Origin of the sequence: Oleiharenicola lentus (assembly GCF_051660365.1) — a bacterium.
In the GTDB taxonomy this organism is placed as follows: Bacteria; Verrucomicrobiota; Verrucomicrobiia; order Opitutales; family Opitutaceae; genus Lacunisphaera; species Lacunisphaera lenta_A.
This window is the reverse complement of sequence record NZ_JBOZXB010000001.1, coordinates 3,063,871-3,076,167: the sequence shown is the minus strand read 5'-3', so window position 1 is coordinate 3,076,167 and position 12,297 is coordinate 3,063,871. Positions and strand designations below refer to the sequence as shown.

The window sequence follows — 12,297 nt, the reverse complement described above, 5'->3', positions numbered from 1 at the left end:
GCGCGTCTGTGGTAATCTGCGGCGATGTCATCCGAAACCAGCGCAGCCCACCGCACCGGCAACCTCTACGGTTCCTTTGCGTATGCGCTCGTCGTCGTGACTTGCTATGCGGGTTTTCTGAACAACCAGCGCTACTACACCTCGGAATGGATGGTGCCGGTGGTGTTTGTGTGTGGCGCCATTTACGCGACCCTCGGCGTGCTAGGCGGAACGCTCCTCGAGTGCAATGGGCGCATGAGCCACGCGCTCTACTACCTCATTCAGTGCTCGTTATTGACCGCGATTATTTTCCTGAGCCCGGTGCGCGGATTTCTCGGCATCCTCGTGTTGCCCGCAATGAGCCAGGCCATTTTCGATCTGCGACCACGCTACGCGGCGCTGATCGGAGTTTATCTTTTCGGCATCAATATCGCGCTTTGGGCGATCCCCTACGGCTGGCAAAGCGGTTTGCAGGCCATAATCAACTACTCTGCCGCATTCACCTTCACGATCGCATTCACCCTGATCACGAAGCAGGCCCTCAACTCCCGTGAGCGCGAGGAAAAGCTGCGCCACGAACTCGAAGACGCGAATGCGCTCTTGCGCGCCAACGCTTCACAAGCGGAAGACCTCGCCACCACCCGCGAACGCAACCGCGTGGCCCGCGAAATCCACGACGGCGTCGGTCATTATCTCACAGTCGTAAAAACCCAACTCGACGCCGCCGCCGCGCTGCTTCCCGCCCATCCTGAAAAGGCGCGCGACGCTGTCGTGAAGGCTGCCAAACTCTCCGGCGACGCGCTCGACGACGTGCGTCGTTCCGTCGGTGCGCTGCGCACCGATGCGGAGCGTCCGCCTTTGCCCGAAGCGCTGCGCACGCTCACGCACGAGGCCGGTCTGCCCGTCACGTTAAAAATCGAAGGAGTTCCCCGCACGCTGCCGCCAGGCATCGAGCACGCGCTGTTTCGTTCCGCGCAGGAAGGTCTCACGAACATCCGTAAACATTCCGCCGCCACTGAATCGGAGGTCACGTTGCATTTCCGTGACGACGGACGCGTGACCCTGACGGTCGCCGATAATGGACGGGGTGCGAGCACTGTGGTCACAAACGGTTTTGGATTACTCGGTATCCGCGAGCGCATCGAGGTTCTCGGTGGTCGCGTCGCTTCCGGCAATCGCTCCACCGGCGGATTTTCCCTCAGCGTCGAGGTGCCCGCATGACAAAAAAACTCCGCATTCTTCTCGTCGACGATCAATCGCTCTTCCGCGAAGCCCTGCGCACGCTCCTTTCGCTTCAGGAGGATTTCGAGATCATCGCGGAGGCCGAAAACGGCGAGCGCGCCCTCGCGCTCGCGAAAGTGCACAAGCCCGACGTCATCCTCATGGATTTGCGCATGCCGGTGATGGGCGGCGTCGAGGCCACGCGGCGGATCAACGCCACGCTGCCAGGTTCGCGCGTCGTCGTGCTCACGACTTTCGAGGAGGACGAGGAAATTTTCGAAGCCATGCGCGCGGGCGCGTTGGGTTATCTTTTAAAAGCCTGCTCGGCCGACAAACTGTGCGAATCCGTTCGCGCCGCTGCGAAAGGCACGTCGGTGCTCGAACCGTCGGTCGCCGCGCGCATGATGGCCGAGTTGAATCGCCTCTCGGCGCGCGAGGGCAAACGTCCCGTGCAAACGCTGGCCGAGCCGCTTTCCGAACGCGAACTCGGCGTTCTGCGCCTGCTCGCGGAAGGCCGCAGCAACAAGGAGATCGGCTCCGCGCTGAATATCACCGAGGGCACCGTGAAAAACCACATGACCAACGTCCTTGGCAAACTTGGCGTGCTCGACCGCACGCAAGCCGCGTTGCGCGCGCGCGAAATGGGCCTGATTTGACGCTGATACCAGCGTGCCATCGTAAAGATTGACGGCACGAATGGCGCCGTGCTTGGTCAATGGCGCTCTCTTCCTCATGCGTTCATCCCTTCATTTTATTTTCGCGCTGATCGCTTCGAACCTGCTCACGCCAGTCTTCGCGCAAACACCCCAACAACAAGTGGCCGCGCTGTTGGAGAAAAAAGAATACCTCGCCGCCGAGCGGATCGTCGAACCTCTCGCGAATGCCAAAAACGCCGACGCGGTTTCTCTTTATCAACTCAGCGTGATTCGCTCCGCGCAGCACCGAAACCCGGAAGCCCTTAAGCTGGCCGAGCGCGCCATCAAACTCGACTCCTCGAAAGCGGAATACTTTTCTCACCTGAGCAAAACTTACGGATTTGTCGCTTCCGAAAGCACTGGTGGATTTTTCACCGATAAAATCCGCAAATCGCTCGAACAATCGCTGAAGCTCGATCCGAATCATGTGCCCGGCTTGGTGGGCATGGTGCGCTTCTACACCAACGCCACGGTGAAAGAAGGCGGCAGTTTTAAGAAAGCCCGCGAATACGCGGATCGCCTCCTCAAAGTCGATCCCGCGCAAGGAGAGCTCGAACACGGCTCCCTCGATCTGCGTCTCACGCATGTTGAAAGCGCGCTCGTGCACTTCGAGAAAGCCCTGCACCTCAAACCGAATGACGCGCTCGCCAATTATTTCACCGGGGTGGCGCTGCAAACTCTCGGTCGCAAAGTCGAAGCGCGTGCTCGGTTCACGAACGCGCTGAAACTCGATCCTTCGCTCAACGAAGTCCGCGAAGCGCTGCAAGCGCTCGATAATCAGTCGTAACGGACGCCAGTCATGCTGCGGCATGACCATGACCCTGACTTCCAGCCCATGTGCGGGAGTGCGTGATTTGTTACTGTGAGCGCCGTCAACCGCGCTCATGACTATTTTTCTCGCAGAACTCACCGCCGCCTGCCGCCACCTCCGTCGCGCGCCGGCGTTTTCCGCGCTCGCCATCGCGATGCTCGCCCTCGGCATCGGCGCCAACGTCGCGATCTTTTCGATCTTTCAATCCATCCTGCTGCGTCCGCTGCCTTATCCCGAACAGGAAGCACTCGTCGGTTTCAAATCGGTCAACGCCGCCAAGGCCATCACGCAACCCGCGCTTTCGCTGACCGACTTTCGCGACTTTAAGGAGCGCGCCCAATCCTACACCGCGCTCGGCGCGTTTCGCCCGGATTTTATCGGCTATGCGCCGCAAGGCGCCGAACCCATCCAGTTGGTCTGCGGCCAGGTCACTGAGGAATTCTTCAAAGTGCTCGCCGTCTCACCCCTGCTCGGGCGAGTTTTTAAGGACAGCGAGTTTTCCTACGGTGCCGAGCGCACGGTCGTGTTGAGCCAGACCGCGTGGCGTCGGTATTTCGAGGAGCGCGACGACGTCATCGGCCGCTCAATTATGCTCAACGATGAACCGGCCACGATCATCGGCGTAATGCCCGCCGAGTTTCGCGAACCTGAATTTGCCGACGTGTGGTTGCCGTTTCCAATCGAAGCGCCGGAAAACTTGGTGCGCGATTCACGTTTCTGGGCGACCATCGGTCGTCTTAAGCCTGACGCCACGCTCGGTGGCGCCCAAGCCGAAGCGACCACCCTCGCGACCGCGCTCGCCACGGAGTATCCGGGCACCAATCGCGGTTGGGGCGTCACGCTTCAACCGTTGCTCGAAATGCGCGTCGGCGGTATGCGCACGACGTTGCTCCTCCTGATCGGCGCGGTCGGCCTCGTGTTGCTCATCGCGTGCGTCAATCTCGCCAATCTCATGCTCGCGCGCGGCGTCGCGCGCTTGCAGGAACTCGCCGTGCGCCTCGCGCTCGGGGCCACGCCGCACACGCTCGCCCGTGGCGTGATGCTCGAGAGCCTGTTGCTCGCGCTCACGGGCGGCGCGCTCGGCATCGTGTTGGCCGCAGTCGGCCTACCGGCCATCGCACATCGTTTACCCGCCGGACTTATTCCTCGCTCGCAAACCATCAGCGTCGACAGCACCGCGTTGGCGTTCGCGGTCGGCATTTCAATTTTCACCGGGCTCGTCTTCGGCTTGTTGCCCGCGTGGCAAGTGCTGCGCGCCAACGTCAACGAAACCCTCAAATCCGGTGGCAGTCGCGGCGCGTCGGGACGTTTTGCCGCGCAAGCTCAAGGCGCGCTCATCTCGGGCCAGGTCGCCCTCACACTCGTCGTGCTCGCAGGCGCAGCGCTGCTGATGAAGAGCCTGCTGACTCTGCAACGCGCGCCGCTCGGCTTCGATGCGAGCAATATTCTCACGTTGCGCATCTCGCCGCCGCAGGCGCGCTGGGATAATTTCCAGCAGCTCGGCAACTACTACGAAACCGTGCTCGCCGAAGTGCAACGCGAACCGGGCGTCCTCAACGTCGCGCTCAACAGCAGTGCGCCGCTCACGGGCATCACGCTGCGCTATCCCTTCTGGGTCGAAGGTCGCCCCGTCGAAGAAGGCAACGCCGACGAAGCGGTGTTTAACTCAATCAGCACGGACTACTTCAAAACGCTGCGCATTCCGCTCATGCGCGGACGCTTCTTCGAAACCAGCGACGATATGAATGCTTCAAAAAATCGCCCCGTGTGCATCATCAATCAGACGCTCGCGAAACGGCTTTTTGGCGAAGCCGATCCGATCGGCCGCCGCATCCGCACGCTGCCGTGGATGGTGCGCAGCTACCGCGAAATCGTCGGCGTGGTCGGCGACGTGAAACAAGATTCGCAAGGCGACGACGCCACACCGCAACTCTATGTGCCGCAGCAACAATCGCCGTGGTTTTTCTCCACCGTGCTCGTGCGCGCGAACGGCGTCAGCGCCGCCACGATTCAAAACGCGATGCGCCGCGCCGATCCCACGCTCACGATGCGCGTAAACACTTTGGAAGAACACCTCGCGCGCAGTGCCACGCAACCGCGCCTTCGCACCGTGCTCTTCGGGATGTTCGCCGCCGTCGCGCTCGGGTTGTCGGCGTTCGGCATTTACGCGAGCATGGCCTTCACCGTTGGCCAGCGCACGCGTGAGATCGGCGTGCGCATGGCACTCGGCGCGACACCCGCAGACATTCTCCGCTGGGTATTGGTGCGCGCCGCCGTCTTCGCGGGAATCGGCGTGGCGGTCGGACTCATCGGCGCGGTCGCCGTGACGCAATTTCTGCGTGGCGTCCTCTACGGTGTCGCTCCCGCCGATCCGCTCGTGCTCGGCACGCTCGTCCTGTTCCTGCCCGCCGTCGTTACTCTCGCCGCATTTTTTCCGGCGCTGCGCGCTTCACTTTTGAAACCCACTCAAGCGCTCCAACACGAATAAAAATTTCCCCACGCATCATGAAGACAAAATCAATCCTCCTCGCGGCTTGCGCCGCTTTTTTCACCACGTTGACGTTCGCACAAACTCCCGCCGAGCCGACCGATGCCGCCGCGTTGAACAAACTCAGCCTCGAAAGCGGCCAGCAAAAGAAAACCAAGGAAGCGATCGACTACGCCGAGAAGGCCACCAAGGCAGACCCCACCAAGCCGGAATATTTTTCCCAACTCGGCATCGCGCTCGCCAACCGAATGAACGAAGTGAACTTCATGCAGATGGCCGCGCTCTCCGGTAAAATGAAGAAGGCCTTCGAGAAATCCATCGAACTCGACCCCAAGCATGTCCCGGGCTTGATCGGTCTGGCGCGTTTCTACGTCAACGCCCCGGAAATCGCCGGCGGTAGCACGGCGAAGGCCAAAACTTACGCTGAACGGATCAAGGCAATCGATCCACTCCTCGGCGAAGTCGAACTCGGCCGCATCGCGGAGAAAGATGAAAATTTTGCCGAAGCGCTCCGCCATTACGATGCGGCGCTGACCTTGAAACCCGACAGCTCCGGCATGCAATTCGCCAGCGGCCGGATGTTTTTGAAGCTCGGCAAAAAAGAAGATGCGCGGATCGCTTTCCAAGCGGCGCTGAAGCTCAAACCCGACCACGACGGCGCCAAGCAAGCCCTTGCGACGCTGGATACGCCTGTGGCGAAGTAAATTCAAACAAAGCTTCCTTCAGGGAGGGGCGGTTATTCTTAACCGCCCTTTTTCGTGCGCGAATTCTGAAGGGCCGTCAGTGCTAACCGCCCCGACCCACGTCAACACGGCCTGTTTGTGACAAGGCCACGCCTTGACTTTGCCCAAACGCTCTGCCCCAGTTTCGCCTTCTGATGCGATTTTTCGCTCTCACGCTTCTACGACTTACGTCCGCGCACGATCTCTGATTCGCCGCGTAGCGGTGCATCGTGCGCCAGCTGAGAGTTTGGTTTCCGTCGCGATTCGCGGCGTGTGTTCGTCCCTTAAAGTTGTCACCGTTAAGTCTATTTTCGCATCATGCAGTCCGCTCCTGTTAACAAATACGTTCAGTTTCCTCCGGTAAATTTGCCCAATCGCCAGTGGCCGAACCGCGTGCACACGCACGCGCCGCTCTGGTGCAGCGTCGATCTCCGCGACGGCAACCAGGCACTCGCCCAACCGATGAGCATCACCGAGAAGCTCGAATATTTCGACCTGCTCGTGAAAATCGGGTTCAAGGAAATCGAGATCGGTTTCCCGTCCGCGTCCCAGATCGAATTCGATTTCTGCCGCCGCCTCATCGATGAAAATCGCATCCCGGCCGACGTCTCCGTGCAAATCCTCTGTCAGTGTCGCGAAGACCTCATCACGCGCTCGCTCGAAGCGTTGCGCGGCGCGAAGAGCATCATTTTCCACCTCTACAACTCCACGTCGCCCAAGCAGCGCGAATACGTGTTCAGTGCAACCAAGGCTGACATCATCAAGATCGCCACGCACGCCGTGGGTTTCTTGAAAGAGAAAATGCAGCCGCTCGTCGCCGAGGGGTCGCGCATTCGCCTGCAGTATTCGCCCGAGAGTTTCACGAGCACGGAGTTGGAATTCGCGCTCGAAATCTGCGAAGCGGTTTCCGATGTCTGGCAACCCACGCCCGCGAACAAGATTATTCTCAACCTCCCCGCGACCGTCGAATACGCGACGCCCAATGTGCACGCCGATCAGATCGAGTGGATGTGCAACCACCTCACGCGCCGCGCTGCGAGCATCGTTTCTCTCCACACGCACAACGACCGCGGCACCGGCGTCGCGGCGACCGAACTCGCGTTGCTCGCGGGTGCGGATCGCGTCGAAGGCACGCTCTTCGGCAACGGCGAACGCACCGGCAATCTCGATATCGTGAACGTCGCGCTGAATCTCTACACGCACGGCATCCATCCGCAGCTCGATTTCTCGGACATCAATCACATCCGCGACGTTTACGAGCGTTGCACGAAACTTGAAGTGCCCGCGCGCCTCCCTTACGTGGGCGAACTCGTATTCACGGCGTTCAGCGGATCGCACCAGGATGCCATCAAAAAATCCTGGGATAAACAAAAGCCCAACGCGCCGTGGGACGTCCTCTACATCCCGATCGATCCCGCCGATCTTGGCCGGAGTTATCAGGCCATCATCCGCATCAATAGCCAGTCCGGCAAAGGCGGCGTCGCTTACATCCTCGAACAGGAATTCGGCTTCTCGCTGCCGAAACTCATGCACAAGGAAATCGGTCGCATCATCAACGATGTCGCTGACACGAAAGGCACCGAGCTTACGCCTGCGCAAATCTACGACGCGTTCCGCGCCGCCTACCTCGACCGCGCCGCGCCGCATATCGTGCTCGAACATTTCAAAACCGCCGAACGCGACAGCGCGGTGAAATCCGAAGCTCGCCTCGTCATCGACGGAAACCCCGCCACTCTCCACGGCGAAGGCAACGGCCCGATCGACGCTTTCGTGCGTTCGCTGGGTGCGTCATCACTCCCGAAATTCGAAGTCCTCTCCTATTCCGAACACTCGCTCGGCCAGGGCGCCGAGGCGCGCGCCGTTTCCTACATTCAGATCAAAACCGACCGCGGGCTCACCCTCTTCGGCGCCGGCATCGACACGAACATCGAACTCGCGTCGATCAAAGCCATCGTCAGCGCACTCAACCGACTGCTCGCGAAAGCCTGAGCGCACTCGAGGTCATTCTCCCCATCCTTTGCCAAGCGCAGCCGAAAGCTGCGCTTTTCTTTTTGCGCGCTTGTGGCCTTCTTAAGCAAAAAAAATCCCATGCAAATCGACCACGCCGCCCGTCGCGCCCGCATCGCTCCCGCCCTCGGCTTGCACGCTGACGAAATTCTCCTCGTCGGTGCCGGCCACCCAGTTCCTCGCCCTGAGTTGAGCGAGCAACATTTTCCATTCATCGCGCATCAGGAATACCTTTACCTCACCGGCCACGAGGAAGCGCCCGGCGGCGTCATTGCTTACGATGCGAAAGATAACACGTGGACATCGTTTGTGCCGGAAGTCACCGAGCTCGAAAAAATCTGGGACGGCACCGAACAGCTCCCCGGCGAATTCCTCGGCGCGCTGCCCGCGTGGCTCGACGCGCGCCGCGCACGCCGCGTGATCGCGCTCGGTGCCCCGCTCGCCGGAGTGCAGCCCGACGTCATCCGCACCACGCAAGTCCGCGAAACCTACAAACACGCGCGTCGCCCGAAAGAGCCCGGCGAACTCGCAATCATGCGCCGCTGCGCCACGGCAACAACCGCCGGCTACAAAGCGCTTCAACCGTTTCTCAAACCCGGCGTCAGCGAGCGCCGCATGCAGATCGAACTCGAAGCCGAATACTTCCGCCACGGCGCGCAAACCACGGGTTACAGTTCCATCGTAGGCGTCGGCGCACAGAGCGCGGTGTTTCACGGTTCCCCCTCAACTGAGCGCATCGCGAAAGACGGCGACTTTATCCTGATCGATTCCGGCGCGCAGTGGGATCGCTACGTCATCGACGTGACGCGCACGTATGTCGCCGGCACACCCACCGCGTTTCAAAAAGACTTTGCCCAAGCCGTGATTGACGCCCAGCAACGCGCCTGCGCCCGCTGCCTGCCCGGCGCCGAATGGGTCGATATTCACCTCGCGACTGCCGTCGATATGGTGAACAGCCTCATTTCGATCGGCCTTATGAAAGGAAACGCAACTGCGCTCGTGGAGCAGGAAGCGCACACCCTGTTTTTCCCGCACGGACTCGGTCACATGGTGGGCCTCGGCGTGCGCGACGCCGGCGGCGTGGAGCCCGGACGTATTAAAAACCCGCGTCCGAGCCTGAAGAGCTTGCGCATGGATTTGATCCTGCGGCCCGGCTACATCGTCACCGTGGAGCCCGGACTGTATTTCATTCCCGCATTGATTAATAACGTCTCGCTCCGCGAAAAATACCGCGACGCCGTCAACTGGCCGCTCGCGGAAAAATGCCTCGGCCTCGGCGGTGTGCGTTTCGAAGACAATCTCGTCATCACCGACGGCGAACCGGAAAATCTGACTGCGGCGATTCCGAAAACCCTCACGCCCGCACGCGAGTAACCGCAATCAGCTCTCAGAGTGAGCAAGACCAGTTTGTCATATAATATATGACAAATAATCGGGGCGCAGGAACTGAGTTTTTCAGGCATTAGCTCCATCCTGCCTCATCGCGTTTGTCATATATTATATGACAAACGCGCCAAGGTTGCGGCGAATTCAAAAGGTAGTAACGGGGCGTGCCGCGCCGGCGACGAGCAGGCTGGGAGAGTTATTATGGCGGGCCGATTGCGCCGTGGCGTCGGTGCGGCGACCGACGCCCACCTAAAGCTTAAACCGGCACCGTTTTCGCGGTGAACAACCGCGGGAAAAACACGGCAGCCAGCAAACCGATGACCAGCACGCCCATGACGATCATGAGCACGATCACGGCGAGCAACGGCCAGCCGGCGACGGCCAGCAACAATCCGCTGAACCAGCGGGATTCTTGGGCGTAGCGCGCGCGCAGGTCGTTACCCTCGCGCTCGACATAGTTCGCCACGTTATCAAGCGAGTCCATGTAGAGGTCGTAAGTGGGCCGCAGCACATCGATGTTGTGCTGGTTGGCTTCGGAAATCCTTTTGGCCCGCGCGAGCGCGAGAAATTCCAGCACCCGACTGTCGTAGATGCGGCCGGTCTCCAGCATCGTGGCGACATGTTTGTCGTCCTTGATGAGTTCCATCGAGCTGATCTCCGTCACGTGCTGCTTGGCGTTGCGACTGCCCTGCTCCATCTGGGGCAAAAGCGCCGGCCAGTCGGTTTCGTTTTGCGGATCGGAGATGCGGCGCGCGAGGCGCTGCACCGAGCCGAGTTCGCGGGTGAGCGTGCGTAGATTGTTGATGAGCGGCACACTGCGGTCGAACAGCACGGTGTAGCGCTCTTCCATTGACCGCAAAAAGTAGAGGCTGAGCACGCCGACCAGAAGATTCGACGCCAGCAAAGCGAGGATGATGACAAAGCGAAGGCGACCGAATTTCATGGAGTAAATTCCCTAAGTAAAACTGAGGGATACCAGTCGAACTTGGCAGTTAAAGACTGAAATACGTTTCGAATGGAAATCGCCATGCTTTAGCCCTGTCAGACGCGCTAATCGCGGCTAGCACGGCAGTTGTTGGGCGCGGGGGTGGCAAAGTTTCGGTTCGACAAAACCGGCGGCGCTCCCCTTCTTTTTCGCCATGGCCACGTCCGCGAAAAAGCCTTTCTCCCTCGTCACCCTCATCCTTGATCTGGCGCTCACCGCCATTGCGTTTGTCATTTTCTACTGGCTCGTGAATTCCCACGTCCCGTCGGAAGACCCGAAGATGATCATGCTTTTTGGCGGTTTGACGGCGGGCTGCATGGCCGGCGTCTTCTGGCTCGCCTGGCAGATGGTCAAAACGGTTTATCGTTTCCAGCGGGAATCGAAAAAGTAATCGCGCTGCGCCGGCTTGGGCGTCGCCTGACCACACCTGATTTTGGCCGCCGCTCAATCCAGTTCCGTCCGCGCTCGTCCGTCGGTCGCGGTTGAAGATTATCTCGAGAAAATCGAGCAGCTCATCGCGAAGAAAGGCTACGCGCGCGTGGTCGATATCGCGGCGGGGTTGAAAATTTCGCAGGCCAGCGTCACGGCCATGGTGCAACGCCTCGATGCCGAGGGCTTCATCAAATACGAGAAATACCGCGGTATGGTCCTCACCAGCAGCGGCCTCGAAGTCGCCCGCCGCATCGCGCACCGGCACCAGTTACTCACCGATTTTCTGCGCGTGATTGGCGTGGCAGATGAGAAAGTAATCTACGACGACGTCGAGGGCATGGAGCACCATATCAGCCCTGACACGTTCAAGGCGATCGAAGCGCTCACGCGCCACTTGGAAAAGAACCCCGCGATTATCGCGAAGGTTAAGTTGGAGAAGTAAGGGCAGAACGTCGAACAGCGAACGATCAACGTTGAAGTGTCGCGTTTCGCGCATGCCGTTCGGAGTTGGACGTTAAAAGTTTAGCGTTCGATGTCCTGCACTTTGAAGCCCGCCCGAAGGTCAGGCTCCACTTACGACACATTAAATATCCACCACGCCGCTTTCCTGCGCTTTCTTGCGCACGAGGTAAGCCGACACCCAGATCGCGATCTCGTAGAGCACGATCAACGGAATCGCGAAGATCGTCATGTTAAACGGATCCGGTGTCGGGGTGACGATGGCAGCGATTATAAACATCACCACGATCGCGTGACGGCGGTATTTGCGCAGCGTCGCGACTTGGATCAAGCCCATGTAAACCGCCAGCACCACGAGCAGCGGAAATTCGAAACCTGCCCCCACGCCAAGCACCAGCCAGAGGAGCAAGCTGTAGTAATTATCGGCGGTCCACATCGGGTCGACGCCCATGTAAGCGTTCATCTCATAAGCGAAGCGCACCGTGTTCGGCACGAGAATGTAGTAGCCGAACGCCGCACCGCTGAGAAACAACACGAACGCCGCCGTGCAGGTCGGAATGAGCACTTTCATTTCCTTTTTTGAAAGCGCCGGCGCGATGAATTGCGCCGCAAAGAAAAACCAAAACGGAATCGAAAGGCACACCGCGCCCATGATGCAGATGTTGATCATCATCGTGAAGATCCCCATCGGGCTGTTCGTGATCAGGCCGCTGTGAAACTGCGGAAAATCCACGCGCACCGTTTCCCACGGCAAAAGCAGCAAGGCCGACGCTTCCTGCACATAAATACCGATCAACGTCGCAAAAAGACCGAACACGACGGCGCACTTGATGAGCGTCCACCGCAACTCCTCCAGATGATCAAAAAAGCCCATGGGCTTCTCGTGCGGCGAATGCGTTTCGTCGCTATCATCGGGATTGTTCGAGGAATCTCTGCTCACAAGCCTGACCTAAATGCACGTTTGTCTGCGTGGCGCAACTCCGCGCTCAATCGCCATGTCGCACCTGTAAAGTAGGTTAGGTCACCCCTTTCCCCCGGCATCACGATAGAGCGCATCCGCTCGCTAAGCCCCAGCAGAACCGGTCTTTCCGGCCTACCCCTTAACTTCCCAC

11 protein-coding genes are annotated in these 12,297 nt (G+C 59.7%); 9 read left to right on the top strand and 2 right to left on the bottom strand.

The window, feature by feature from the left end; all coding sequences use genetic code 11:
• Positions 1-24 precede the first annotated feature (24 nt).
• The 7 genes from ACRRQW_RS11865 (at position 25) to ACRRQW_RS11835 (ending at position 9,297) form a co-directional block, all read left to right on the top strand.
• The gene (locus ACRRQW_RS11865; protein WP_438481609.1) at positions 25-1,200 is read left to right on the top strand and encodes a sensor histidine kinase; all 1,176 of its coding nucleotides are present in this window, start codon (positions 25-27) and stop codon (positions 1,198-1,200) included.
• The gene (locus ACRRQW_RS11860) at positions 1,197-1,856 is read left to right on the top strand and encodes a response regulator (RefSeq protein WP_438481607.1); all 660 of its coding nucleotides are present in this window, start codon (positions 1,197-1,199) and stop codon (positions 1,854-1,856) included. The genes ACRRQW_RS11865 and ACRRQW_RS11860 overlap by 4 nt, the downstream gene beginning before the upstream one ends.
• A gap of 76 nt (positions 1,857-1,932) precedes the next feature.
• A complete protein-coding gene (locus tag ACRRQW_RS11855) occupies positions 1,933-2,682 on the top strand; it encodes a tetratricopeptide repeat protein (protein WP_438481605.1) in 750 nt (249 codons plus the stop codon).
• 97 nt (positions 2,683-2,779) lie between these two features.
• Entirely contained in the window at positions 2,780-5,194 is a 2,415-nt protein-coding gene (locus tag ACRRQW_RS11850; protein WP_438481604.1) for an ABC transporter permease, read from the top strand.
• Between the two features lie 17 nt (positions 5,195-5,211).
• On the top strand, positions 5,212-5,898 hold the full coding sequence (locus ACRRQW_RS11845) for a tetratricopeptide repeat protein (RefSeq protein WP_438481603.1): 687 nt from the start codon (positions 5,212-5,214) through the stop codon (positions 5,896-5,898).
• Between the two features lie 336 nt (positions 5,899-6,234).
• A complete protein-coding gene (leuA, locus tag ACRRQW_RS11840) occupies positions 6,235-7,905 on the top strand; it encodes a 2-isopropylmalate synthase (protein WP_438481602.1) in 1,671 nt (556 codons plus the stop codon).
• 99 nt (positions 7,906-8,004) lie between these two features.
• Positions 8,005-9,297 carry an aminopeptidase P N-terminal domain-containing protein gene (locus ACRRQW_RS11835; RefSeq protein WP_438481601.1) on the top strand — a complete coding sequence of 431 codons (1,293 nt, stop codon included), beginning with the start codon at positions 8,005-8,007 and terminating at the stop codon, positions 9,295-9,297.
• A 268-nt stretch (positions 9,298-9,565) separates the two neighbouring features.
• Here ACRRQW_RS11835 and ACRRQW_RS11830 read toward each other — a convergent pair whose 3' ends face one another.
• Positions 9,566-10,252 carry an MCP four helix bundle domain-containing protein gene (locus tag ACRRQW_RS11830; RefSeq protein ID WP_438481600.1) on the bottom strand — a complete coding sequence of 229 codons (687 nt, stop codon included), beginning with the start codon at positions 10,250-10,252 and terminating at the stop codon, positions 9,566-9,568.
• A gap of 196 nt (positions 10,253-10,448) precedes the next feature.
• On the opposite strand from ACRRQW_RS11830, the gene ACRRQW_RS11825 reads away from it, so the two are divergent.
• Positions 10,449-10,685 carry a hypothetical protein gene (locus ACRRQW_RS11825; protein WP_438481599.1) on the top strand — a complete coding sequence of 79 codons (237 nt, stop codon included), beginning with the start codon at positions 10,449-10,451 and terminating at the stop codon, positions 10,683-10,685.
• A 42-nt stretch (positions 10,686-10,727) separates the two neighbouring features.
• The gene (gene mntR / locus ACRRQW_RS11820; RefSeq protein WP_438481598.1) at positions 10,728-11,168 is read left to right on the top strand and encodes a transcriptional regulator MntR; all 441 of its coding nucleotides are present in this window, start codon (positions 10,728-10,730) and stop codon (positions 11,166-11,168) included.
• Positions 11,169-11,309: 141 nt separating this feature from the next.
• Here the strand turns inward: mntR and tatC are convergent, their stop codons facing one another.
• Positions 11,310-12,125 carry a twin-arginine translocase subunit TatC gene (tatC, locus tag ACRRQW_RS11815; RefSeq protein ID WP_438481597.1) on the bottom strand — a complete coding sequence of 272 codons (816 nt, stop codon included), beginning with the start codon at positions 12,123-12,125 and terminating at the stop codon, positions 11,310-11,312.
• Positions 12,126-12,297 lie beyond the last annotated feature (172 nt).

What these genes read in the sequence shown, in the direction of transcription:
- ACRRQW_RS11865 (WP_438481609.1), top strand. Translation starts at nt 25, where the DNA reads ATGTCATCCGAAACCAGCGCAGCCCACCGCACCGGCAACCTCTACGGT.
- ACRRQW_RS11860 (WP_438481607.1), top strand. Translation starts at nt 1,197, where the DNA reads ATGACAAAAAAACTCCGCATTCTTCTCGTCGACGATCAATCGCTCTTC.
- ACRRQW_RS11855 (WP_438481605.1), top strand. Translation starts at nt 1,933, where the DNA reads ATGCGTTCATCCCTTCATTTTATTTTCGCGCTGATCGCTTCGAACCTG.
- ACRRQW_RS11850 (WP_438481604.1), top strand. Translation starts at nt 2,780, where the DNA reads ATGACTATTTTTCTCGCAGAACTCACCGCCGCCTGCCGCCACCTCCGT.
- ACRRQW_RS11845 (WP_438481603.1), top strand. Translation starts at nt 5,212, where the DNA reads ATGAAGACAAAATCAATCCTCCTCGCGGCTTGCGCCGCTTTTTTCACC.
- leuA (WP_438481602.1), top strand. Translation starts at nt 6,235, where the DNA reads ATGCAGTCCGCTCCTGTTAACAAATACGTTCAGTTTCCTCCGGTAAAT.
- ACRRQW_RS11835 (WP_438481601.1), top strand. Translation starts at nt 8,005, where the DNA reads ATGCAAATCGACCACGCCGCCCGTCGCGCCCGCATCGCTCCCGCCCTC.
- ACRRQW_RS11830 (WP_438481600.1), bottom strand. Translation starts at nt 10,252, where the DNA reads ATGAAATTCGGTCGCCTTCGCTTTGTCATCATCCTCGCTTTGCTGGCG.
- ACRRQW_RS11825 (WP_438481599.1), top strand. Translation starts at nt 10,449, where the DNA reads ATGGCCACGTCCGCGAAAAAGCCTTTCTCCCTCGTCACCCTCATCCTT.